The organism is Eubacterium callanderi (assembly GCF_900142645.1).
In the GTDB taxonomy this organism is placed as follows: domain Bacteria; phylum Bacillota; class Clostridia; order Eubacteriales; family Eubacteriaceae; genus Eubacterium; species Eubacterium callanderi.
In genome coordinates, this window is sequence record NZ_FRBP01000014.1 from 61,003 (window position 1) to 86,259 (window position 25,257).

The window sequence follows — 25,257 nt, forward strand, 5'->3', positions numbered from 1 at the left end:
GGAGCCTTTTACCTAAGGAAGTGTCTTATGATACAAAAAATGCCGAAAAGTCAAAACATCCGACTTTTCGGCATTTTTTGTATCCTGCATCACAGCCAGCCTACACTGGCGCAATGACCTTGTTCTTAATGGCGAGCTCACGGCCCAGCACACGCTTGAATTTTTTGCCGCATTCGCTGATAATCATATCCGCAAATACGGAGTGGGTGGTGGTCAGCACCATCATCTCAACCACATCGTCCTTAATGTTACAGTCAATGTCCTTCACGATGCCGTCCATGCTGCGGTCCAGATACTCGGCGATCTGGAGGAAAAGACTGAGCTTGTCGATGAGGCGCTTATCCTCCTCGCACAGCAGCGTCATGTATTCTGCCTCGACCTTGACCTTTTTGTTGGTCCGGTGGTTCAGGGCAATAAAAGCGCTCATGAGCAGTTCCTTTTGCAGCAGCCCCTCAAGTCCGGAGTTCAGAATCAGGTAAAAGCTGTGCTCGTGGTGGTTGCTGTACTGGATTTTGATGCCCACATCGTGAAGCATAGCGCTGGTCTTCATCATCCGGCTCACATCCTCTTTAATGCCGTGCAGCGGCGCAAGCTGTTCAAACAGCTTTACGGACAGCCCGTACACGTGGTAAGCATGGGGAATGTTGACATCGTAGTTGAGCATGGTGTTGACAAGAGAATTGTCAAAAATGTTATGGACAAGATCCTCTGGTCCATTGCCGAAATGCTTGAAAATCAGGCCATCCCGCAGACCGGCGTCTGAGATGATCAGCTCCGGTGAGAAAATGGTCTGCATGACCTTATAAACCGCCTGGCTGGCGCCCACAAAAATATCGGTCCGGCCCTTGGACAGCCCCTTGAGATTTTTGCGTTCCTCCAGGTTCATCTTCGCGGTCATATGACAGATTCTGGCGACCTCGTCCTCGCACATACGGTAATTATGGGCGATTTCCAGAGGATAGTCGACCACCCGGCGATGGATACGCCCGATATTCCGAATGGTGCCGCCCACGCCCAGCACTGGCAGTCCTCTGGCCTTTTCAAACAGATCGACCTTAGAAAAAGCGTCCTCTAAAAAGGCGTGGAGGCTCTTAAGCCTGCCCGGCGTGGCCACATCCTCCAGCTCAAATTTTTCCGTCAGGTCAATGGAGCCAAAGGGCAGGCTCACCGCGTCTGCCATTTTGCGGTCACGGATGAGAACAAACTCGACGCTGCCGCCGCCGATATCCATGAGCAGCGCGTCGCGGATGTCGATGGTGTTCACAGCGCCTAAATAATCCATGGCGGCCTCGGTCTCACCCGGTATAATCTCAATCTCAATGCCGGTTGTTTTCCGGATCAGGTCGACAAAAACCTGGCCGTTCTTCGCCTTGCGCACTGCCGCTGTGGCGACGGCGATCACCTTGTCCAGCCTGTAGGTATCACACATGTTTTTAAACATCATGAGGGTCTGTTCCCCCAGCGCCATGCGGTCCTCCCGCAGGCAGCCGGTTTCAGACAGCCCCTCGCACAGGCGCACGTTTACCTTGACATCGTCAATGATGTGAAAATATTCGTTGTTGTGGTATTCCCCCACCACCAGATGCACACTGTTTGAGCCAATATCAATGACTCCAATACTTTTATCCATAGTAAAGCAATGGAGAATTGAGAATGCAGAATGGAGAATTAAAAGAACAAATTTGCAAAGCAAATTTGATTTAAATCAAACCGGCAAAGCCGGTTTGATCCTTTAATTCTCCATTCTCAATTCTTCATTCTCCATTCTCCCCCTTTCTCTACTTAACTCTTTATATCAAAATTTTAAAGCGCCGCTACTCTGCCTTCAGACGCAATCTGCGCTTCGCTTCCTCAAACTGCTGTTCGGCCTCCTCGCAGAAGTACTGCTGACAGCTTAACAGTTCCTTGCCCCGCTTGTCAACTCGGATATACTCGCCGGTCTCGGTCATCACACGGGTTTTGATGGTATCGCGCAGCGTGATGTCCAGTATATGCTTCAGCTCGGCCTTTAAGTCCGGGTCCTCCACGGGAAACAGGGTCTCGATACGACGGTTCAGGTTCCGCTGCATCCAGTCTGCGCTGGAAAGATAAATATCCTCCTTGCCCTGATTATAAAAATAGTAGATACGGCTGTGTTCCAGGAAGGTGCCCACAATGCTGTGGACCGTGATGTTTTCACTCACGCCCGGTATGCCCGGGATCAGGGAGCACATGCCCCGGACCACGAGGCGTATCTCGACGCCGGCCTGGGAGGCCTCGTACAGCTTTTCCACAATCTGGTCATCAATCAGCGAGTTCATTTTGGCGATAATCCGGCCGCGCACGCCCAGCTTCACGTTCTCGATCTCTCTGTCAATGTGGCGGTTAAAGGCTTCACGCATGGTGGTGGGCGCTACCTCCAGCTTTTTCCAGAGCGTGTAATGGCTGTAGCCGGACAGCACGTTAAACAGAGTGGAGACATCCGAGCCGTAGCTCTCCTTGGCGGTAAACATCCCGATGTCGGTGTAGAGCCGGGCGGTCACGTCATTGTAATTGCCAGTGCCCAGATGCACGTAGCGGCGGATACCATCCTCCTCCTTGCGCACCACCAGAATCATTTTGCAGTGGATCTTGAGCCCCACCAGGCCGTAGATCACATGGCAGCCCGCGCGCTCCAGCTTCTTCGCCCAGACGATGTTATTGGCCTCGTCGAAACGGGCCTTCAGCTCAACCAGCACGGTGACCTGCTTGCCGTTCTGGGCAGCCTCGATGAGGGCCGCGATGATGGGCGAGTCCCCGCTCACGCGGTAAAGGGTCTGCTTGATGGCCAGCACATCCGGGTCCGCAGCGGCCTTTCTCACAAAATCGACCACGGTGTCAAAAGACTGGTAAGGGTGGTGCAGCAGCCGGTCCTTCTCGCGGATCACCTCAAAGATATCCTCCTGCTCGTAAAAATCTCTGGACGGCAGCGGCTTGTAGATAGGCTCGCGCAGCTCGTCAAATTCCGGCCGCCCCTGGAATTTCATAAAGCAGGTCAAATCCAGCTGTCCCTTGAGCTCATAGACATCCGCTTCTGAGATTTCCAGCTCCTCGATGAGCTTCCGCTTGGCTTTTTTGCTCATGGCCTTTGTGATTTCCAGCTTGATACAGGCGCCCCATTTGCGCTGCTGGATGGATTTTTCAATCTCGATCAGCAGATCCTCGGCCTCATCCTCGTCAATGGCGAGGTCCCCGTTTCGGGTGATACGGAACTCGGAGACATGCTTGACGTCATAGCCGGTAAAAAGCTGTCCGGCGTGGTGGATAATGATGTTCTCGATGAAGATATAGCGAAAGGGCGCCTCACGGTCTGCCCTCGGCAGGGCGATGATCCGGTCCAGCACCTTGGGGATTTCCAGGATCGCCATGTATTCCTCATCCTCTTTGCTGTCCTTCTTCTTTTTCTTTTTGTCTTCCTGGGTGTCCAGAAGCTGGACGCAGAGGTATACCTGGTTGTTCTTGACCAGCGGGAATGGGCGGCTGTTGTCAATGGCCTGGGGCGTGAGCACCGGGTAACAGGTTTCCAGAAAATAGTCGTCCGCATATTCCCGTTCCTCGGGGGTCAGCTCGTCATACTCCACAAAAAAGATATGATTCTGGTTCAGCTCAGGTACCAGAGATTTCAGCAGGCAGTTGTACTGCCTTTTCATCATCTCCTGGGTGATGGTGTTGATCTCTGCCAGCTGCTCAGTGGGCGTTTTGCCGTCCAGTCCTTTCTTGTTATAGCCGACATTTACCTGATCCATGAGGCCGGCGATACGCACCATAAAAAACTCATCCAGGTTGGAGGCTGTGATCGCCAGAAATTTCAGCCGGTCCATGATCATATTGGTCTTGTCATAGGCCTCCTCCAGTACCCGGTAATTAAAATCCAGCCAGCTTCGCTCTCGGTTAATGTATAAATTTTCTTTCATATTTTTTCCCTCTTGATTTTTAACACCGGCTTCAGGCCAAAGACCTTTCGCATGGCCAGCTTGCTGGTACTAAAGAAATAGCTCTCCAGCTGTACGTTTTTGCTGGTAACCGCAGTGATAATGAATTCCCGTTCCTCGATCCGGCACTGTATTTTGCTAATCTTCTGCTTGTGGCTTTTATCCAGGGCTGTGGCCAGCTTTAAAATAGCGGTGAGGCAGGACACTGCCAGCTGTTCCTCAGCCGTCATGGATTTGTCCAGCAGGGACTCGTCAAAGGGGATGGTCCGGACACAGTCCGCCACTGTCCCGATGATGAGGCGTTCCTTTGCGCTCACCCCGATAATGTCCGCATTCTCAATGATCATACGGTTCATGGGCTTGCTGTTCTGCCCGCCCACATAACGCCCCACATCCAGAAGCTGGGCGGTGAGCCTAAGCAGGCGGCGCTCATTTTTATCCAGCTGGTAACGCTTTTTCAGAAAATCAAAAAGCTTGAGCGCCAGCTTTTCAACTGTCTCGGCGTGCTTGCCGTCCACGTGGTATTTTTTCCCAAGCATCCGGGCCGAGCTGTAGCTGCTCTCCTCAATCCACTCCCGCAGGCGCTGGTCCTTGGTCAGGTTGAACTTGAAATCCACCAGCGCATCGCAGAGGCTCAGCTGTACCAGGACGATTTCATCCATTTTGGTATCGTCCAGCAGCTTCAGATAAAACATCAGGGTGTGCCGCATGGTCTCCGCCTCAAACAGGTTAAGCTCAGGGTATTTCCTCTGAAGCTGTCCGGAGGTCAGGCCCTTGAGGCTTCCGTGCAGCTCCACAAAGCGCTCCCGGCTGATCCTGTAATAATCGCTCCCGGCTTCCATGCCGCAGAAACGGGCAATGATCTCGGCGTCGTGGGAGGTGACCACCAGATTTTCGATCTTCCGCTTGTGGATATTATCTGTCACAGTATGGAGATTGATGGCGAAAAAATCCGAGAGGAGGTTTTCAAAGTTTTCGGTTTCCTCCTCGATGGCGCGCAGAACCTCGCGGATCTTCAGATACCCCATCTCAAGGGTCTGGTAATAGTCGATGAGGCCGCCGTTCATCAGAGCGAGGGCGATGTTTCCGCTGGAAATGGAGCAGAGCATTGTCTCCTCCTGCACCCGTTCCTCGGTCAGGAAATCTTCGCATTTGAGCAGCATATAGCGGTAGATCAGCTCAATCTCGTCTTCCTTTTCCAGCAGGTGTACCCGGTAGCCGCCAGTGTAAGTTCTTATCTGCTCCAGCAGATAAATCCGGTTTTCTGCCTCGCGCAGCGCGGCGGTGGCTACGATTTCAATCTCTTCGACAGCCGAAGCTCTGGCGATCTCAATATATTCGCCGATAATCCGGCACAGGGCGTAGACCGAGCTGAAGGATATCTTCCCGCTGGCAAAGCTCTGCTCGCCAAAGTCAATGGGATAGACGGCACGGTCCAGGATATTAATGGTTCCTTTGCCGCGCTGGCCTACCACCAGCTCACATTTGCTGGAACCGATATAAATCGCTGCAAATCGTTTAATCAAGGAGGTTTCACCTCTTTCGTTTTTATTTAATATTATAGCATAAGAAGCTTTTTCGAATGTTAAATCTTTGAAAAAATTTCTTTTTTCGCTCCGCCGGTTATGATAGAATTGATGGAACAAACGCTTTAAAGCATTCTCGTAAAGGAGGGCATGTCTGTGCTCGGTACCATCATCAATGTCGCCGCCATCTTAGTGGGCGGTTTTTTAGGACTTATTTTCAGAAAGGGGCTGCCTGAACGCATCAGCACCACCATCACCCACGGGCTCAGCCTTGGCATCATGATGCTGGGGATTTCCATGGGCGTCCAGACGCAGAATTTTCTCATCGTTCTGATTTCACTGGCTCTCGGGGCTGTGATCGGCGAAGCTTTAAATATTGAGGGGCACCTTAACAGCCTTGGCGGACGTCTTGAACGGAAATTTGAGGGCGGCGAGAACAGCAGCTTTGCTCAGGGCTTTGTCACCGCTTCTCTTCTGTACTGTACAGGTTCAATGGCGATCATGGGCGCCATTGAAGGCGGGATTTCCGGCACCTACACCATTCTGGTGACCAAAGCGCTGCTGGACGGCATTTTTGCCATTATCTTTGCTTCCACGATGGGTGTCGGCGTTCTCTTTGCCGCTGTGCCCGTGCTTCTTTATCAGGGCGCCATCACGCTGGCCGCAGGCACAATCAAGGTCTTTTTAACTGATCCGATGATCACAGAGATGAACGCTGTCGGCGGCGTGCTCATCATGGGTATTGGCATCAACCTGCTGGAGATCAAATCACTCCGTCTCGGCAATTTGATCCCTGCTATCTTTATACCCATTTTGCTGCTCTGGCTCATGAGCTGCTTCGGATTTTCTTTATAAAATAAAAAAGCAAAACGGACAGGTCAAATAAGGGGGATTGCCTGTCCGCTTTGCTTTTTAGATATATTTATATGAGGGATGAGGAGTCGCTTTAAGGACTTCTCCTGAGTTTTCACAACTACTTTATTTTCTGTCAGTGTCGCAGCAGAACCCGCAGGGAGCGCCGACACTGTGTTTATTTTCTTTACCAAATACAAACATTATGCTTACCTCCTAATGTCATTTGAAGGAACAGCCGCTGTTATTCAGCTGATTCTTCTAATTCTGAGTATAATTTTCTTAATGGATTGTAGTACATCATTTTAAGTACCTCCCTTTTCTTTTCAAGATTTCGTTATTAAACCGTCTGTCAATTATTTAGCGGATTTTTCTGCTAATTCAATTTCTTCTAATAATTTACGGATTGGATTGTAATACATCATGGTGTTTACCTCTTTCCTGGTCAGTTTATTTTATATAAAGCGAATCGTTCGCCGGTTTATCTTTATTATCTGGATGCTTTTTCTAATAATTTACGGATTGGGTTGTAGTACATCATCTTCGTTACCTCCTTTTTTGTTTACTGTATTTTTTATTCTATTTACTTGGAAGCTTTTGCTCCGCGTTCTAATTTTTCTAGTAATGATTTCATTGGATTATAGTACATCATTGTTTTTACCTCTTTCTTCAATTTTTATTTTTTATATCAATCTAACAAGTTACCAGATACGGATCATTTTGATTCTTCTACAACTTTTTTAAGTTCCAGCAGTGCCGCTCTTCTTGGATTGTAGTACATCATTGTTATGACCTTCTTTCCTGTTTGTCTTGGGTGTTTCCCTTAACTTGGTTATAATTCTAGACCCTAGAGCATACTCTAGGTCAATACCTTTTTGCGGTTTTATTTTTATTTTAGATTTCCCGCGAAACCCTCACAAGTTGTGGTGAATTTAACCAAATCCTGACAGGTCGTTTACATTACCTAAATACAGTGCTTTCCAATGTTCTAATTCCCAAACAATATTTCAAGACTTTAATTTAGAATGATTCTTTTCTATCTAAGAATTTTTTAAGAATTCAGATTGTATTTCCGAAAGGACATTTTTTTAAACGAAAACAATAGAGTCTACTCTAGCTTTTTTTGCCGGAAATGATTGACTTTGATTCCTTTTTGGGGTATACCTATAGAGAGAAAACAGCTGTTTTATGGAAAGGAGAGGCGTCTATGAACATCTACACGATCAAGGAAGTATCTGAAAAGACCGGACTCAGCATCTATACCCTCCGCTATTATGACAAGGAAGGCCTGCTCCCCTTTGTGGAGCGCAGCGAGAGCGGCATCCGCCAGTTTACCGACGCCGACCTGGAATGGCTGTCGACAATCTGCTGTCTGAAGGATACTGGCATGCCGCTGAAGGAAATAAAAGAATACATTGATCTGTTTTTGGAAGGCACCTCCACCCTTGAGACAAGGCGGCAGATTTTTATCGACCACCGGGTCCGCCTGCTTAAAAAGATCGAAGAGCTGGAAAAAAACCTGGAGATGGTTGAGCACCGCATCCAGTTTTACGACGAGGCCTGCGCCATCTACGAGGCGCGGAAGCGCGAAAACGAAACCGATAAAGAGGAAAAGGCCGAAGCTCCTGAGCCTGCGGCAGCCAAAAAAATAAAAAATGCCGGATAACCGGCAAAATTAGTAATCGATATTTGGATTATCGGGCTCTCCAAACAGAGCCCTTTTTCTTTTCCTGCATTCTTCGTATCTACTTTGCCACAGGTTTAAACGCGTCCTTATCCACACCACAGGTGGGACAAAACCAGCCATCCGGCAGATTTTCGAACGGGGTACCCGGAGCAACGCCGTTTTCCGGATCACCTTCCTCCGGATCATAGACATACTCACAAATTTCACATTCATACTTCTGCATGATCGTGCCTCCTTGACGGTCCCTCTTACTTTAACAATCCGTTAACATTCTTAACCAATTATTATATTAATAAGAAGGAAAATTTTAAATTCACTTACCCTATCATAATAAAATACAAAGAATTTTGCAAGCACTTTCTTTAAATGCAGGAAGTTTTCTTAATCGTACAGGTATTCCTTAATGCAGGACGCTCCCACCAGGCCCGCGTCATTCTCAAGCGTCGCCAGAACGATCTCAGGCTTCACCAGGCTCTTATAGGTGATCCTTTCCGCCGTGGACTTCTGTACCGCCTCCAGCAGAAAAGTGCCCGCATGGGCTACTCCGCCGCCCAGAACGCAGATCTCAGGGTCCAGAACGTCCACAAGGTTTGAAATCGCAATGGCCAGATGGTCTGCCATCGACTTAAAGCATTCGAGGCCCACCGCGTCGCCGTTTTTGGCCGCATTGATCACCATCTCAGCGTTGACCGCCTCCAGATCGCCTCCGGCCATAGACAGAATTTCCGTTTCACAGCCCTCCTCAATGCGTTTTTTGGCCAGCCAGATCACAGCCGTAGCTGAGGAATAAGTCTCCAGACAGCCCATTTTACCGCAGTTGCAGCGGTAAAGCCCGTCGCCTACGATCATGTGCCCAAACTCTGAGGCCACGCCGTGCACGCCGTTTACGACCCGGCCGCCCACGATCACACTGCCGCCCACGCCAGTCCCCAGAGTAAACATAACGGCATCCCGGCAGCCCTGGCTGCTGCCAAAACGGTTTTCCGCGAGGCCAGCCACGGTGGCGTCGTTGGCAAGGTAAACCGGGCAGTGAATTTTTCCCTCTAAATCGCGTTTTAAAGGCTTATTTTCCCAGAAAAGGTTCGGGCAGGACACCACGGTTTTCCCGTCCGCTGAGACGATACCAGGCACGCCAATGCCCACGCTTTCAGGGGACTGTCCTCTCATCTCCGCCATCACCTGCTCCACCAGGTCTTCAATTCGTCCAAGGACAGTCTCATAGCCCTCCCTTGCCCTGGTCGGCTGTTTTTTCTTGAAAAACACCTCGCCGCTGTCTCCGATCAGCCCGGCGACCAGATTGGTACCGCCGACATCTATTCCGATATTCATGCTCTGCTGCTCCTCCGTTCTTAATTTTCAATCTTATTATAACATTTTATACCCCTAAGTTCATCATGCTTTACATTCCGCGGTTTCTGCGATATAATTACTTTCGCAATTCATTTATCTTAATGCAACCGGAGGACTTCATGAAGAATCAATTGAATACGAAAACCCTTGTTTTTACCGCGCTGCTGATCGCCTTATCCTATTTAGGCTCCCTTGTTAAAATATTTGGCAGCGTCGCATTGGACGCCCTGCCAGCCTATTTTGGCGCGCTCATGCTCGGCGGCCCCATCGGCGCGCTGATCGGTGCGGTAGGACACCTTTTCTCTGCTGCCCTGTCCGGCTTCCCTATGGGCCTGCCAATGCACATTCTGGTAGCTGCCTGTATGGCCGGCGCCTGCTACGCCTACGCCTGGATCAACAAAAAAACCAACCTGGTCGTCGCTTCAGTCGCCGCCATTCTGATCAATGGCGTCGTCATGACCTTCCTGTCCGGCGTCCTGGCTGTGATCCTGGGTATTTCGCCCTCTGTCATGGGCTTTGTCATCCCCATGCTGGTACCGCTGCTCATCGCTTCCACCGTCAATGTGGTCATCGCTGCGCTTCTGTATCTGGCCTTTGAGAAAGCGCTGAAAGGCAAATTTACACAGGAATAAAAAAATCCCCCAACCGGGGGATTTTTTTATTTCAGCAGAAAGTCTCGGATCACCGCAGCCATTTTCGGGTGGTGCTCCACATAGCTTTCGTGGGTTTCGCCCTCATAAATCTCAAGACTGCTGTCTGGAATGGAATCGGCGATATAACGGGTATGGTCGTCCTCGATCATGTCGTCGCTTCCAGCGGTCACCAGAACCGGGATACGGATACTGGCCAGGTCTGCCTTGGAAATATTGGGCTGCTCCAGCATCATTTTAATGCTGTCTTTTCCGGTGCGTTCGTAGGCCCGGCGGAACTTGTCCAGCCAGATTTCCTTCAGCCCGTCCGGCGTGGTATTGGCGCCGCTGACCACCAGCGCAGAGAGCAGCTCCGGGTATTTGTATGCCAGCATCAGCCCGATGATCCCTCCGTCGCTGAAACCGTAAACCGCTGGCCGCTCAAGCCCCAGGGCTTTGATAAAGCCGCGGACATCCTCAGCCATTTCGCTGTAGTCAAAGGTATCCACCGGCGTGCTGTCCCCGTGGCCTCTGGAATCCAAGGCGTAGACCGTGAAATCCGCGCTCAGTGGCTCCATGATCGCGTCAAAAATCGTGTGATCCTCGCCGTTTCCGTGGATCAGGATCAGGGGCTGCCCCTCTCCCTTTTTTTCATAACAGAGCTCAATCGCCCCAACTTGCTGTTTCATTTTCTACCTCCGGTCATTTTATCCCCTATTTTATCCGATTCCAGGGTAAAAGAAAAGCGCCTGTTCCTTTTTTAAGGAAATCAGGCGCTTTTGCTATTCATCTTCTGTTTTTTCCTGCCCGTAGGGATTGACATGGATCATGCAGTGCTTAAGGGCCGGGTAGGCGGCCTCCAGCACGTCGTGCACATTTTCGGCGATGGCGTGGGCTTCGACCAGCTTCATCTCACCGTCCACAGCGATTTCCAGATCCACATAAAATTTAGACGCGAAGGTCCGGGATTTGAGGTCGTCGATCCGCTTGACGCCTGACTGCTTCATGGTCAGCTCACGGATTTCCTTTTCGGTTTTCTCATCGATGGAGCTGTCCAGCATTTTGCTGATGCTGTCCTTGCCAATGTCATAGGCGGCCTTAATGACCAGCAGCGCAATGACCACAGCCGCGATGGGGTCCAGAATCGGCAGACCCATGCGCGCGCCGGCGATCCCGATCAGGCTGCCGATGGAGGACAGGGCGTCGGAGCGGTGGTGCCAGGCGTCAGCCTTCAGCGCGCTGGAATTGATCTTGTTGGCCGCAGCGCGGGTGAACCAGTACATCCATTCCTTGACTCCAATGGAGACCACAGCCGCTACCAGCGCCAGTATCCCTGGAATTTCCAGAGAATGACTCTCGGCGTCCATGATCTTTTCAATCCCGGTCCAACCGATCCCCACGCCAGTGGCAAACAGGATGACCGCCAGCAGAATGGCCGCCACGCACTCCAGCCGGTCGTGCCCGTACTGATGCTCGTGGTCGGCCTTCTGGCCTGAGATATTGACCCCGATGATGACCACAAAGGTGCTGAGCACATCCGACGCCGAATGCACCGCATCGGAAATCATCGCTCCGGAATTAGCTAAAACCCCGGCGATAAACTTAAAAACCGACAGGGCGATATTGACAAAAATGGATATGATGGACACACGCATGGCGATCTTTTTATTGCTGCTCTCGCTGTACTCTACTTCTTCAATATTTTTCACAGATAACCCTTCTTTCATTTGCATGACAAAGTTAATACCCCTTAACTAATCTAGATTCATTCTATATTACACACTTCCAGTATAAATAAAAAACAGATCTGCGTCAAGGGTGTTTTAAATTTAAGGCAAGAAAAGACCTGAAATACAGGGTTTTGTACTTCAGGACTTTTTTAAGCTTTATACATTCTGGAGCAGTTCAATCTCTTTGGCATAATCGGCAAACTTTTCCTGGGGTGTTTCGAGAAAAAAGGGCTTATCCCGGAGCAGCGGGTGCTTCACAATGGCGATAAAGGTATCCACTCCAATGCTGCCAAAGCCGATTTTTTCATGGCGGTCTTTATGGCTGTTAAAGGGCGTCAGGCTGTCGTTCAGATGCATGGCTCTGAGGTAAGGAAGCCCTACGATCCGGTCAAACTCAGCGATGACGCCGTCCAGGTCATTCACGATATCGTACCCTGCTGAATAAATGTGGCAGGTGTCAATACAGACGCCGATCTTATCCTTGAGCCGGACGCCGTCAATGATGGCACGCAGCTGTTCAAAATCCCGGCCGACCTCACTGCCTTTACCCGACATGGCTTCCAGGAGTACGATGGTTTTCTGGTCTGGCTTCATATTGCGGTTAAGGATATCCAAAATCAGCTCAATGCCTTTTTCCGGTCCCTGGCCGACATGGCTGCCGGGATGAAAATTGTAAAGATGGCAGGGCAGCTGATCCAGCCGCTCCAGATCCTCACGGAACGCCCGCTCCGCGAAATCCCGAGTCGCCTCTGTGGCAGATGCCATGTTGAGCGTATAGGGCGCGTGGGCCAGCAGCGGCCCGAAATCATGGTCCTCCATGATCTGACGCAGACCATCCGCATCCTTGGGATCAATGGCCTTGGCGTTGCCGCCCCTTGGATTTCTGGTAAAGAACTGGAAGGTATTTGCCCCAATGGATACCGCGTCCTTTCCGGCGGCGGTAAAACCCTTGGCAATGGAAATATGTGGTCCTATGTTAATCATATTTGTCCGTCCTTTCTCAGCCCAGCGCTACGTCCATGAGCATCATGACCGCAAAGCCGACCATCACACCAATGGTGGCGATATCGCCCTCGCCGTCATGGCCGAGCTGTGATTCCGGAATCAGCTCTTCTGCCACAACATAGATCATGGCACCGGCGGCAAAAGCCAGCGCGTAAGGCAGAATCGGGTTGATAAAGACAACCGCCGCCGCACCGATGACCGCCGAGATCGGTTCTACCAGCCCAGAAGCCTGGCCGTACATAAACGATTTGACCCGGCTCATATTCTCACGCCGGAGCGGAATGGAGACCGCGGCGCCTTCAGGAAAGTTCTGAAGCCCGATCCCCAGAGCCAGCGAGATGGCGCCGGCCAGCGTCATGTACTCATTGCCTGTGGCCAGCCCGCCAAAGGCGACCCCGACCGCCAGCCCTTCTGGGATATTGTGGAAGGTGATGGCCAGAACCAGCAGCACACTGCGCTGCCACGAGGTATGAATCCCCTCCTCATGGCCTGTTCCCTGATGGATATGCGGCAAAAGCTTATCCACACACCATAAAAACGCGCCGCCGCCCAAAAATCCGACCACAGCCGGCACATACGGCGGTACCGGACCACCCTCCGCCATCTCAATGGACGGCGCCAGAAGCGACCAGAAGCTGGCCGCGATCATAACGCCAGCGGCAAAGCCCAGCATGGCGTTTAATACCTTTTTATTAATCTCTTTAAAGAAAAAGACCATCGCAGCGCCCAGAGCCGTGAGGCCCCAGGTAAAAAGCCCGGCGACCAGAGCCTGGCCCACCGGAGGGATATTGTTTAAAACTTCCATTTTCTCCTCCTGTCTTTCTATTGTTTATAGTCATTATAATTTACTAAATCATAACACATCCCACACACCATTTCAAAGCATTTTAATCATTTATACCCCATTTGCTTTAAATAGCACTGCAAAAAAACAAAAACGGCAGGCAACAACAGCGTTGCCTGCCAATGCAGCGTTTTTTAAATTTACCTTGTCCTGACCCAGACCGATACCGAACCGGGCGCCACGTGAAAAACGCCGTCGCCGTTTTCGTTGACAGTGACCGTGCCCTCCACATTGCCCGTGATGTCATAAAAATCCTTTCCGGCAAACTGATGTCCCATATACATCTGCTTTGAGCCGCCGTCGCCGTTTGTCATCAGTACTGCCAGACCGGATTCCGGCTCTGCCGGGTCACCTTCGCGCACCCATCCGATGATATGGAAATCGTCAAAATAATCCCTCTGGGCGCCGTAGGCCGATTCGCGCCGGGCACAGAGCAGCTTGTCCAAAAGCGCCTGCATGGGCTCGATGTTCTGGGCGGGAATACCATAATAATCGCCGTAAAAAACGCAGGGATAGCCGTCGGCCCGCAGCAAAATAAAAGCGTAGGCCAGCGGCTTAAACCAGGGCTGTACCCAGGATTCCAGCGACTGGCCGGGCTGCGTGTCGTGGTTATCCACAAAGGTGACCGACCCTGTGGGGTCATGGGCTGTCAGGGTATTGCTTAACAGCTGCCGCATATCATAGCCGTCACCGCTGTTCGAGGCGTCAAAAAAATGATAGTGGAGCGGCACATCAAACAGGCACATGGTCCGGCCCGTGGTCTCCATATAGCGCTTGAGATCCTCCAGATCGCCAGACCAGTATTCGCCCACGGCAAACAGCTCCTGGTCCCAGTCACGCCTGACTGCGTCCAGCCACTCATTAAAAAAATTAAAATCAATGTGCTTGACCGCGTCCATACGGAAACCGTTGACCCGGGTTTTATCCAGGTACCATCTGCCCCAGCGGATCAATTCCTCAACCACCTCGCGGTTGTTTAAATCCACGTCCGCGCCCATCAGATAGTCAAAATTGCCATTTTCACGGTCCACGTCACTGGCCCAGCGCTTGCCCTGAAACTGGAAAACCGCGCTGTCCTCTTTCTTCTCATCCCAGTCAATGCCCGCAAAATGCGTCCAGTTCCATTTAAAATCCGAATAGGTATCGCCCCGGCCTGGAAAGTCAAACTGCGTCCACGCCTTAATGGGGCGGATAGGCTCAATCTGCTCATTCCGGTTTTCGTCATTTTCCTTGCAGGCGTAGACATTTTCCGTCCGGTCCGCGCCCAGACGGTGATCCAGCACAATATCCGCGTAAACCTCGATTCCGTTATCCTGAAGGGCGCTGATGGCTTCGCAATATTCACTGACTGTTCCGTATTTTGTGGCGACGCTGCCTTTCTGATCAAATTCACCCAGATCATAAAGGTCATAGGGCGCGTAGCCCACATCGCTTTTACCTGCCGCGCCCTTGTAGGCCGGAGGCAGCCACACCGCCGTGATCCCGAGCGCTTTAAGATGACTGGCATCCTCTGCCACCTGCCGCCACAGGGACTGGTCCTCAGGCAGGTACCATTCAAAATACTGCATCATCGTTCCATTCATAAAAAATCAACTCTTTCTGTTTTAGAATAAGCGTTAATTAAAGCATTACGCCCTTTAATAAATACCCAAAGTTATAAAAAATATCGATTTTCTCTATATTATTTCGCCCAGACTTAAAAAAGCCTGTATCTTTAAAGCGATACAGGCTTTTCATTTATTGTGCCATGGCCTGGTTGACAATGCTTTCCATCATGCTGGACGTCAGCATTCCCGGCACATAGCCTTTCACATAGCCATCTTTGTCAATCATAAAGGTTGTCGGGAAAGAACGGATGCCATAGGCCTGGAACACCGCGCCCGTACGGTCCATGAGTGCCGGATAGGTAAAGCCGTTGTCCGACATGAAATCCGCGATCTTTTCAGGCGACATATCGTTATTGTTCGGCCCTTCCTCTGTATGGGGATTGGCAACGCTCAGCACCACCAGGTCTCCAGAGTTATCGCCGTATTTTTTATAAAGCGTCTCAATATCTGGCATTTCTTTCTGGCATGGGCCGCACCAGGTGGCAAAGAAATTAAGAAAAACCGTCTTTCCACGATATTCCGACAGCGTGTGCGTCACCCCATACTGGTCTGTAAGCGTGAAATCCGGAGCCAGCGTCTTTTTGGCGTTTTCCTCCGGCGTGTTTTCCGGTGTGGGCGACGGCACAGGCTCTGTGGTTACCGTCGGGCTTGGCTGCGGTGCGCTGCTTCCGGCCCCTGCCTGAGAGAGATAGCCTGTGATCCCGTTCATCCATCCTGTAAACATCATGATCCCCATAATGATCATGAGCACACCCCCGGCCTTTACCGTGTAGCGGACCGCCTTCTGGTGCCGCCTGAAAAAATCCAGCAGGGTGCTGGTAAATAACCCCACCGCCATAAACAGCAGGACAAAGCCCAGCGTGTAAACCCCAATGAGGATGAAGCCCGACGCGAAGGATGACGAAGACGACGCCATGAGCAGCACACTGGCTAAAACCGGCCCCACGCAGGGCGTCCAGGCAAAGCTGAAGGTAAAGCCCAACACAAAAGCCAGCAGTGGATTCATAGCCAGCTTGTCCAAATTAAAGGGCAGGCGGTGCTCACGGTTTAAAAAGTCAAAATTAAAGACCCCCAGCTGAACCAGCCCAAATAAAATGATGATGACCCCGCCAATGCGCGCGAACAGCATCCGGTTGCCCGTAAAAAACTGCCCGGCCGCTGTGAAGCCCACGCCCAGAATAAAAAATGTCGCGCTGATGCCAATAACAAAAAAGAGCGTGTTGATGAGAACCGTCCGCTTTTTATAATGAACCGTCCCGTCCGCGTCCACTGTCTTTGTTCCGCCTGCCAGGTAGCCGATGTACAAAGGCACCAGCGGCAGCACACAGGGCGAGAAAAAGCTGAGAATCCCCTGTAAAAATACCATAATGGCCGGAACACCGGCTCCTGTCGCAAATCCCATATGATTACCTCTTTTCTGTCGTGTAATATTTTATTTTCCCACAAAGTGTAATTTTAAACATTACAGTTTCTATTTTGTAATCATAAATGTTACAGATGAATTTGTCAAGAGGTTTAAGGAAAATAATTTAAACTTATTCATCGAAGTATCAGATGGACTGTAAACAAAAAGCCCCGGTCTAAAGATCGGAGTGATATATACCCTCCTTACTGGTTTGTCCAGTAAAGAGGGTATATATCACATGCTGCCGGCATGCAGGGCTTTTATTTTTGTCCGTTACCGCCTTTTGGCTGAATCCCAATGGGCCCTCTTGGTATTCATCCGGCAGCTCCGGCTTCTGTTTTCCCCTTAACAGGCGTTCCAGTATATTTTCAAGCGCGCGCTTTCTTAAAAATACACGGTCTATATTCCAGGGGAGCACAGGTATCCTTTCTTTTAAAGCACAAAAGAAAGGATGGTTTTGAAGATTAATCATTGAAAGATAATGGCTTCAGGCAGCTGCCCTTTCCGGCCTTCTTTTTTCCTTCGTTTCAACGGGTTTGGCTGAAATCAGCGGTTTCGTTTTCGGACTGGATCATAAAGACAGAGCGGTTTTAGGCTGGAATGCCGGATTGATTACTTCTCGTTGATCTGTTTTAATCATACATCGCCTGCGATTTGCCTGCAAGTGCATTAAGAGCGCAATTTTGATGGAAGGCGCGCTGTGGCCGGGCAGGCATTTATTAGAAAAATTCTTAGAAACGGGCAATAAAAAAACGGCCGAAAGCCGTCAAGCGTTTAATTAATGGTGATCCCGATTGGGCTTGAACCAACGACCTCTACCTTTGAAAAAGCAGCATTTTATATATCTTTATTGTTTATTCCGCTGCTTTTTAATCCCTATGATTTTCCCGAAAACCAACTGATTTCAGGGAAAATCACGGGAGAAATCTATGATATTTTATAACTGTGCCTTATTGATATAAATTTTCGCTGATGCTATTTACCCTTGAAAATATCATTTCATTATTTCCAGGGGCTTTAAATTTATCTAACATCTTTAAACAGACCTTGATTTTGTTTAAAAAACAATTTTGGCAGCATTGTATTTTTGAAATTTTCACACTTACGCTGATGAAGGGTGATGAGGCGGTCGAGGTTTCTGAAAAAGCATCCAATTTGGACTTGTTCACTTTTCGTTGGTACTGAAACCATCTTCGCAATAAGTTCGCCTTTTGTAATTCCTTTAATTGATGTTCCTTGAACTGAATTTAATTCCCTTTGCAGTTTTCTATAAAGCAAATAGGCCGTAAACCATATATCAGTTTTAATCCTACTCAAAGACAAAAAATCTTGACTTGTAGTATATGAAAACGGCATAACTGCAAGCTTTCCGACACCTACACGAGTAATTATTGCAATGGAATTTTCGGGAACTAATTTCGTCGCAGAATTCATTAACCCACTTTGAGAAATATGCTTCCGTGGCTTTACTCCAAATATCCGGTGTTCCTTTAAATCAGAAGATTGTATCCAAGGAATTTCACCGTTCCAGTAAGTATCATTTGATGTATTTGGCGTTCCCCCACCATAGGTATTATCAGCCAGTTCCCCCAACTTCCGCTGTTCCCATGCGTTAGTAAACCACACAAAACTTCTTCTCTAGGCAAAGCAATTTCTTGATTTTTCACTAGGTCAGAATTCAAGTTTACTTGGCTTCCAGGCTGTCCGTATTTTTGCCATTTTGGCCTAAACATTTCTAACCATTGGAACATAAACACCCTGTTAAATTTTGGTTCTAAAAAAATTAAAAAGCCATCGTGTACGCCAGTCTTAACGTAGTTCACAACAGGCTTTCCGACCGTTGCGGCGATACTTAGTAACAAGTGTGGTTCAGTAAGTACACGAGTTTTTTCCTGACCTAATTTTGAGATGTGTTGTTCAAGATGATGAATACGTCCATCTTGCTCCGTAACGTCTGCAATACGAAGCCAACCAACATCACTTTCGTCATCAAACCATTTTGGATCTTGGATAGGTCGAGGACTTGCTCCACGTACAATATTAGCTAATTCCCCCAGCTTCCGCTGTTCCCATGCGTTAGTAAATCCTTTGAAGCGAATCTGTGGTTCTTTCGCTTTTTCTTTAGTCATTTTGTTTATTTTCCTCCATATCATTCACTTTTTTTAATGGAATCAGCCATTTCGTAGAAGGCTTGCCGGAAAGCGTTTCGATATTTAATCCACGACAGGGCAGCGACTTCATCGGCGGCAATTTCTTTATAATCTGCTTTCGCGCCGTTCATAATGGCGGTAAGCTCTCCCTGTTTATCCATATCCTGTTCACCAAGGCGGTGAGGACGTATCATGGCTTCCAGGTTTTTGGGATTGGTGCTGTTGTCCAAGCCCCAGGTACGGATAAACTGAGTGACAAGCTTCATATTGCTGTCCTTCTGCGCTCTGTCGATGGCTTCGTTCATCATCTCCACGTTGCGGGGGGCAGGATAGTCATCAAAGACAAAGTCCTTTGCAAATACTTTGTCCACAAAGCTGCGCACCTTGGCTTTTTCCTGATTGTTTTCCGATTTCGCAATTTCCCGTTGGATTTCATCCCGGGTCTTTTCGGCCGCTTCCATTTCATCGGCGTGGACTTCGTCCGCCATCTTGGCGATGAGCTCCACGAGGTAGTCATAATTAATGGTCACATCGTGGATATGCACCATGGCCAGATTGACCTGAGAAATATCAATCTTTTCCCGTTCGGCAAAGAAATCTTTGATTTCACCGGCAATCACCGTGGTCAGTATCACTTCCTGGTCTTCTGTAATGCCGAGTTCTTCATAAAATTTCTCTGGATCCTCATAGGCGGATACCTCGTTGCCTTCATCATCGGTGGTAAATTGCTTCAGCTGGCTCAACAGCTTATTATAGTCTTTGAGTTTTTCAAAGACGGCTTCCCGATCGCTCTCACTAGGCGGCGTGGTCACAAAGTTATCGGTCAAATCGGATAAATCTTTGATGGTGTCCATGAGCTCCCGCTTAACGTCACCATACTTCGGCGCAATGATACCGTCCTCCTGGTTGCCGTCAATAAGGGTCTCTATGTCCACTGTTTGCTGTTCTGCGGCAGAAAGCCGATTGGAGTAAACGGCAAAGGCTTTGTTCATTTCGTATTCGTTTTGCTCTGGCCAACGGTAGTTGACAACATTCCCCCAGGGCTTATGCACCATGTCGTGAAGGCGGTTGGTACGGGAATAGGCTTGAATGAGGTTTCCACCCTTTAAGGTTCGATCAATATATAAGGTGTTCATCTGAGGGGCGTCAAAGCCTGTCAGCAGCTGGTCTACGACAATGGCCAAGTCTAAGAAGTTGCCATCATCGGCGGTTTTATTGAGGCGGCGGGTAAGGTCTTCGGTGTATTGCTTTGTTGTTGTCATGTCGAAGGCAGTGCCAAATTGTTTATTGTACGCTATGATGGCACGGTGCAGGTTTTCATTCGTCGCCAGCTGGTTTTCGCCGTTGGAGTTATCGACCGAAAAGCTGACGGCGACCTTTAGCCTGTCCTCAGGCTCTTTGGCGGCGTTGATTTCGCTAAACTTGTCGAAGTATTCCATGGCTCTCGGTGTGCTGGCACGTCTGCCCCCTACGTGGACGGTAAAGAGGGCGTTGTACTTACGGTCTGCGGAGCGTTTCCGCCAGTTATCAAAGATATCGTTAACCACAAGATCAACGTGCTCGGGGCTGTCATCATAGACGCTGGCTTTGATATTATCGTCAATATCTTCTTCGGTCGGATCTTCTGGCGGCTTGATGGTCTCTTTGAATTCCACATTGAAGCCGAGGACATTTTTATCGGCGATGGCTTCTTTGATGGTGTAGGCGTGGAGAATGCTTCCGAAGATATCTTTTGTTTCCGGGAATTTTGGGGTTCCGGTATAGCCAACCCATGCAGCCGTAGGAATGGCGGTGCGGATGGCTTCAAGCATCCCCTGGTTTTCGGTGCCGTTACCGGTGGAGCGGTGGGCTTCATCCACGATAAAGAGGATGTTCTCGTCAAGGGGTTTAAAACCCTTTCGGGCAACGTAACGGGACATCTTCTGAATACTGGTGACAATAATGTTTTTATCACTTTTCATCGCAAGCTTTTTATGAAGATCTGAAATATTGGCCGTATCACTCACGACTCCGGTCTTCCCTTCAAAGCCTGCCACCGGGTCGTAGGCGCGGTAGGCGTCGGCTGTCTGGTTTGTGAGGGCGATGCGGTCAACAAGAAATACGACTTTGTCCACGTTGGGGAGGCGGCTGGCGAGCCACGCAGTTTTAAAGCTGGTGATGGTCTTGCCGCTGCCCGTGGTGTGCCAGATATAGCCCAACTTGCCATCACTATATTTGAAATCGTGTTTGCGGACTTTTTCAATGACGCGTTTGGTAGCATATACCTGATAAGGCCGCATGACTTTAATGCTTTCTTTATTTTTGGTGCCGTCGAGAATCATATACCGGGTGGCTAAATCGTGAGCCATGGGGATGGAGAGAACCTTATCCGCAAAAACCTTCCACGACCGCACTGGGCGGGCGTCATTTTCATTCTGCCAGCTAAAGGCAAAGGCACGGTTAAAGGATTCCCGGGTGGTGTTGGCCATATAGCGGATATCATACGGAGTCATGGCAATGAGGATCTGAAGGGTTGAGAAGATTCCGCTGTATTGTTTCTCTGCGATGTACTGCTCCATCTGGTTCAGTGCTTCCTGAGTTTCGTGCAGGGCTTTTTTAAGCTCGATTTGGATAATGGGAAGGCCATTGATCAGAAGGGTCACATCAAAGCGGCGATTGGGCTTGCCATCCACGATTTTCGGGCGTTCAATCTGATTGACGACCTGATAAACGGTATTCCCCCCGCCGACCTGCGCCTGGTCGAAAACGGTGAGAAAAACGTGTTTTCCGCAGTCGAGATCAACTTCGATTTCGGAGACCCCATTAACACCATACAGAAATTGTCCTGCGTGATAGGGGCTGTCGATACCTGTAATGATCCGCTTGACCTGATTAAACTCGGTGATGGATAAAGGATTGTCCAGCCGGGCAGCGTTGTTCTGCTCAAGGATGCGCTTGAAGTTGTCCCAGAGCTGTTCAGTGGTTTTAATATCAGCGGCGTATTCCCATTGTTTGACACCACCAATACGGGTTAAGTATTCGATGACTTCCTGTTCAAAAGCAAGTTCTGATTTCTTTTTCATTTCGCTCATTTTATCTTCTCCTTTATGCTTCTCTCCAACACGGCAGTGGTGAATTGTCCAATCTGCTCGGCATATTGATTGATCCGGTTTTGCAATTTGAGTGTTTCACTGTAAATCCTGCCTATTTTCCGTTGCTCTTCGCTAGGAATAATCGGAATTTTTATCTGCTCGAGGGACTTTATCGGAATTCGCTTGATATGGCCTGTCCCTTGAAGCTCCCTTTCCTTCTGACGGGCAACATCGGTATGTGCATTGAATAGATAGATAAAATAACGTTTATCCAGCTCTTCGCTTATAAATTCAGCCTTTGTAAAATTGATCGAGGGGATTTTTCCAATATTTCCTTCCCCAACCATTGCCGCCATTTGTAACGAATTGCTGATGATGATATCCCCCTTGTTCACTGCCAGTGAATTTTGTGCTGGTGTACGGTCGTCTTCTATAATCCCATTATCGTGATTAAAATCCAACTCAAAAGCGGCCTGATCGTAATAGATAAAGTCCTGATGGGGATATTGCTTTTCGGCCCGCGTTGGGTTAATTCCCGGGATAAATTTTATAAACTGCTTTATTATCTGCCTTTCCAAATAATCACCTCCCACTAAATAATATTTTTTGAAATATCTTAATATTTCATTTTATGATTATATTATGCCAACCGTTTTAGCAAATGTCAATAAATTTTTTAGAATATCACGATATTTCAAATCATTATTTTAAAACTATACCAAAATACAAAATAATTTGATATATTTTGCTGTCTATGTTAAAAAGTTTAGAGTATATCAGAAAGTTACCGAAGCGCGGAGGCTGCTTTGACCAACTCATCACCCTTCATCAGTGCGAGTCATATATTGCACCATTACAGGAGATAGATATATGTTAATTTTAAAGAATAAAGACGAATTGTTCCATATTTATTACAAACGCTGGATAACAATATATAAAGAAGGCGCCATCCGTAAAGTTACCATGTCAAAATATTTAATGACCCATCAATGGTTGGTTAAGCTTGTTCCAACCCTTAAGCTGTGTGACCTCTCACGAATCAACTATCAGCAGCTCCTTAACGATTACGCACAGGAGCATGAGCGGCAAACCACCATGGATTTTCACCATCAGCTTAAAGGCGCCATCCTCGACGCCGTAGATGAAGGGTTAATCGACCAGGACCCTACCCGAAAAGCAATCATCAAAGGTAAAACACCCAGAGCAAAAAAACCGAAATACCTCAATCAATTCGAGCTTCATACCATGCTAACAGATTTAAATTTGACTCAGGAGGTTAATTGGGATTGGTTTATCCTGTTGGTCGCCAAAACCGGGATGCGTTTTTCAGAGGCTTTAGCATTGACACCAAAAGACTTTGATTTTGCGCATCAAATGCTCTCTATCAGTAAAACATGGGATTACAAGACCGGAACAGGATTTCAGCCAACGAAAAATCAATCCTCTGTTCGGAAAATACAAATCGATTGGCAAACGGTTATTCAATTTTCAGAACTGCTAAAAGGTCTGCCCGAAGAAAAGCCAATTTTTATTGACGATGGAAAAAAGGTCTATAATTCAACTGTCAACGGCGTATTAGAAAGACATTGTATAAAATCAAACATACCTGTCATTTCCATTCACGGGCTAAGACACACGCATGCATCGCTATTACTCTTCGCCGGGGTATCCATTGCCAGTGTTGCCAGGCGGCTTGGCCATGCCAGCATGACCACCACACAAAAAACATACCTTCATATCATTCAAGAACTTGAAAATAAAGATGTCGACCTCGTTATGCGGTCGCTTTCTGCATTAAATTAATAAGATATGTGACGCGCACTGTTGAAGGGTGATAAGGGCGTCGAAGTAATACCGATCGGTACAGTCGGTCAGTTTTCAAAAACCTTAAAATACTCACAAACGTCTCGAAACTGATCCTGTGCCAGCAAACAGGTATCCCTCAAATATCCTTTTTCTTTTTTATACTCACTCAGCCCACGATAATAAAACAATTTGTATTCATCCAGAATAATAAACGGAAGGATTCCGTTTTTCAGGCACTCTTTAAACAGAATCAGCCGCCCGACTCTGCCATTTCCATCCTGGAACGGGTGGATGGTTTCAAACTGCACGTGGAAGTCAATCAAATCATCTAAGTCTTTTTCGGGAATGGCATCATATTTTTCAAGCAACACTTCCAACGCCGCCTGCACTTTATCCGGCGGCGTTGTCTCTGTGATTCCTCCAATAACGTTGGGATAAATTTTATAGTCACCAGTGGGAAACCCTTCACGCTCGTAGGCGGTGCCGCGCTTTAACAGATAGTGAAGTTTTTTTATGATATCTTCTGTCAGGGGCTCTTTGGCGAGATCAAGGATATAATCGAAGGCCTCGAAATGGTTGGTTGTCTCGACGATGTCATCAATTTTTACAGGGCTGTCCCCTTCTGGTAAAATGGTATTTGTTGAGAAAATACTTCGCGTCTGCTCTTCTGAAAGCATGCTTCCCTCAATTCGGTTGGAATTATAGGCCATTTTAATTTGCGTATAATGATAGATGCCATCAGATAACTTAGCACTTTTTTCTTTCAGTAATCGATCCAATAAAATACCTGTTTTCACTTTATACTCCCTTTTTTACAAGCAGTTAAATTAATCTTCATCGCCGGCGGTATGAATATTATACTCTGGAATTCTCAGCAATAGCTTGATACTCTTAATTGCCTCAAGCTGGCCGGCTGGGGTTAAATCCGAAAAATATCCGAGCATATCTCTTTTATTTTTTTGCAGCTGTTCGTCTTCACTTCTTTGTTTCGGCAAACGGCTTAATCCTGTGGGGTCCATCAAAACATCCATTGTTGTCTCAAGTGCCAACGCTAATTTTTGAATCTCACGATAAGTAGGCTGCGAAATGTCAAGTTCAAACTTTTGAATAGTTTCCAAAGGTAATTCCGTCTCTTTAGCAAGTTCTTCTTGTGTTTTTCCGAGAAGCTGACGATTTGAAATAATCTGATCTCCAGTAGTCGGAAAACGCCACGGTTTGCCCGTCAATTCTTCTGATGTAATTTCCAAAGCATCGGCAATGATATTAGTGGTACTAAGTCCTGGCTCAACAATATCATCTTCGTACATTTGAAGCGCTTCTTCTGGAATTTCAACTTTTTCAGATAATTTTTGAAGTGTAATTTTATCCTGTGTCCTTATCCGTTTTAACCTTTCACCAAACGTTTCGTCCCCTGTCGCCAGTTTTTCTAATGGGACATCAAGTGCCTGGGCCACCTTGCTTAACGTGCCCGTATCCACTCTATCACTATCCCTTTTAATAATTGAGTAAAGTGTATTGTATGAAACGCCAGCTTTTTTAGCTAATTCTTTAAAATTAATTTTCCGTTCTTTGGCAACTTCCCTTATTCGAAAACCAACACCCATAATGAATACCCGCCTTTCAAAAATTATATATGCTACCTTAT

At 48.1% G+C, this 25,257-nt stretch carries 21 protein-coding genes; 4 read left to right on the forward strand and 17 right to left on the reverse strand.

What is annotated here, in order from left to right:
• Positions 1-100: 100 nt before the first annotated feature.
• The 3 genes from BUC22_RS17665 to BUC22_RS17675 form a co-directional block, all read right to left on the reverse strand.
• Complete coding sequence (locus BUC22_RS17665) at positions 101-1,630, reverse strand: Ppx/GppA phosphatase family protein (RefSeq protein WP_013382558.1); 1,530 nt, start codon at positions 1,628-1,630, stop codon at positions 101-103.
• Positions 1,631-1,814: 184 nt separating this feature from the next.
• Positions 1,815-3,932: an RNA degradosome polyphosphate kinase gene (locus BUC22_RS17670; RefSeq protein WP_013382560.1), complete on the reverse strand. Its 2,118-nt coding sequence runs from the start codon at positions 3,930-3,932 to the stop codon at positions 1,815-1,817.
• Complete coding sequence (locus BUC22_RS17675) at positions 3,929-5,476, reverse strand: Ppx/GppA phosphatase family protein (RefSeq protein WP_227162945.1); 1,548 nt, start codon at positions 5,474-5,476, stop codon at positions 3,929-3,931. Before BUC22_RS17675 ends, BUC22_RS17670 begins: the two co-directional genes overlap by 4 nt.
• Before the next feature lie 150 nt (positions 5,477-5,626).
• Between BUC22_RS17675 and BUC22_RS17680 the strand changes: the two genes are divergently transcribed.
• A complete protein-coding gene (locus tag BUC22_RS17680; protein WP_013382562.1) occupies positions 5,627-6,331 on the forward strand; it encodes a DUF554 domain-containing protein in 705 nt (234 codons plus the stop codon).
• A 1,204-nt stretch (positions 6,332-7,535) separates the two neighbouring features.
• Positions 7,536-7,994 carry a MerR family transcriptional regulator gene (locus BUC22_RS17685; RefSeq protein ID WP_050814086.1) on the forward strand — a complete coding sequence of 153 codons (459 nt, stop codon included), beginning with the start codon at positions 7,536-7,538 and terminating at the stop codon, positions 7,992-7,994.
• A gap of 79 nt (positions 7,995-8,073) precedes the next feature.
• Here the strand turns inward: BUC22_RS17685 and rd are convergent, their stop codons facing one another.
• Positions 8,074-8,238 carry a rubredoxin gene (gene rd, locus BUC22_RS17690; RefSeq protein WP_013382567.1) on the reverse strand — a complete coding sequence of 55 codons (165 nt, stop codon included), beginning with the start codon at positions 8,236-8,238 and terminating at the stop codon, positions 8,074-8,076.
• 158 nt (positions 8,239-8,396) lie between these two features.
• Positions 8,397-9,344 carry an ROK family protein gene (locus BUC22_RS17695; protein ID WP_013382568.1) on the reverse strand — a complete coding sequence of 316 codons (948 nt, stop codon included), beginning with the start codon at positions 9,342-9,344 and terminating at the stop codon, positions 8,397-8,399.
• 140 nt (positions 9,345-9,484) lie between these two features.
• Here BUC22_RS17695 and BUC22_RS17700 point away from each other — a divergent pair, with 140 nt between their 5' ends.
• Positions 9,485-9,997: an ECF transporter S component gene (locus BUC22_RS17700; RefSeq protein WP_013382569.1), complete on the forward strand. Its 513-nt coding sequence runs from the start codon at positions 9,485-9,487 to the stop codon at positions 9,995-9,997.
• Between the two features lie 26 nt (positions 9,998-10,023).
• Here the strand turns inward: BUC22_RS17700 and BUC22_RS17705 are convergent, their stop codons facing one another.
• The 10 genes from BUC22_RS17705 to BUC22_RS17755 form a co-directional block, all read right to left on the reverse strand.
• Positions 10,024-10,683: an alpha/beta fold hydrolase gene (locus BUC22_RS17705; protein ID WP_013382570.1), complete on the reverse strand. Its 660-nt coding sequence runs from the start codon at positions 10,681-10,683 to the stop codon at positions 10,024-10,026.
• Positions 10,684-10,776: 93 nt separating this feature from the next.
• A complete protein-coding gene (locus BUC22_RS17710) occupies positions 10,777-11,727 on the reverse strand; it encodes a cation diffusion facilitator family transporter (RefSeq protein WP_013382571.1) in 951 nt (316 codons plus the stop codon).
• 153 nt (positions 11,728-11,880) lie between these two features.
• Complete coding sequence (locus BUC22_RS17715) at positions 11,881-12,708, reverse strand: deoxyribonuclease IV (protein ID WP_013382572.1); 828 nt, start codon at positions 12,706-12,708, stop codon at positions 11,881-11,883.
• 16 nt (positions 12,709-12,724) lie between these two features.
• The gene (locus tag BUC22_RS17720; protein ID WP_013382573.1) at positions 12,725-13,534 is read right to left on the reverse strand and encodes a ZIP family metal transporter; all 810 of its coding nucleotides are present in this window, start codon (positions 13,532-13,534) and stop codon (positions 12,725-12,727) included.
• Positions 13,535-13,713: 179 nt separating this feature from the next.
• A complete protein-coding gene (locus tag BUC22_RS17725; RefSeq protein WP_073383298.1) occupies positions 13,714-15,156 on the reverse strand; it encodes an alpha-amylase in 1,443 nt (480 codons plus the stop codon).
• A 154-nt stretch (positions 15,157-15,310) separates the two neighbouring features.
• Positions 15,311-16,582 carry a redoxin family protein gene (locus BUC22_RS17730; RefSeq protein ID WP_013382577.1) on the reverse strand — a complete coding sequence of 424 codons (1,272 nt, stop codon included), beginning with the start codon at positions 16,580-16,582 and terminating at the stop codon, positions 15,311-15,313.
• Positions 16,583-17,608: 1,026 nt separating this feature from the next.
• Entirely contained in the window at positions 17,609-18,178 is a 570-nt protein-coding gene (locus BUC22_RS21575) for a restriction endonuclease subunit S (protein ID WP_073383301.1), read from the reverse strand.
• Complete coding sequence (locus BUC22_RS21580) at positions 18,076-18,714, reverse strand: restriction endonuclease subunit S (protein ID WP_143163948.1); 639 nt, start codon at positions 18,712-18,714, stop codon at positions 18,076-18,078. The genes BUC22_RS21575 and BUC22_RS21580 overlap by 103 nt, the downstream gene beginning before the upstream one ends.
• A gap of 20 nt (positions 18,715-18,734) precedes the next feature.
• Positions 18,735-21,806, reverse strand: coding sequence for a type I restriction endonuclease subunit R (locus BUC22_RS17750; protein ID WP_419020851.1), 3,072 nt, complete (start codon positions 21,804-21,806; stop codon positions 18,735-18,737).
• Complete coding sequence (locus tag BUC22_RS17755) at positions 21,803-22,384, reverse strand: restriction endonuclease subunit S (protein ID WP_073383303.1); 582 nt, start codon at positions 22,382-22,384, stop codon at positions 21,803-21,805. Before BUC22_RS17755 ends, BUC22_RS17750 begins: the two co-directional genes overlap by 4 nt.
• 292 nt (positions 22,385-22,676) lie before the next feature.
• On the opposite strand from BUC22_RS17755, the gene BUC22_RS17760 reads away from it, so the two are divergent.
• Positions 22,677-23,609: a site-specific integrase gene (locus BUC22_RS17760; protein ID WP_073383306.1), complete on the forward strand. Its 933-nt coding sequence runs from the start codon at positions 22,677-22,679 to the stop codon at positions 23,607-23,609.
• 68 nt (positions 23,610-23,677) lie between these two features.
• Here BUC22_RS17760 and BUC22_RS17765 read toward each other — a convergent pair whose 3' ends face one another.
• Together BUC22_RS17765 and BUC22_RS17770 are read right to left on the reverse strand one after the other, a co-directional pair.
• Positions 23,678-24,409 (reverse strand): Fic family protein, encoded by a 732-nt coding sequence (locus BUC22_RS17765; protein ID WP_073383308.1) that lies wholly within the window; start codon positions 24,407-24,409, stop codon positions 23,678-23,680.
• A 30-nt stretch (positions 24,410-24,439) separates the two neighbouring features.
• Positions 24,440-25,216, reverse strand: a complete 777-nt coding sequence (locus BUC22_RS17770) for a helix-turn-helix domain-containing protein (RefSeq protein WP_073383310.1) — start codon at positions 25,214-25,216, stop codon at positions 24,440-24,442.
• Positions 25,217-25,257: the final 41 nt, after the last annotated feature.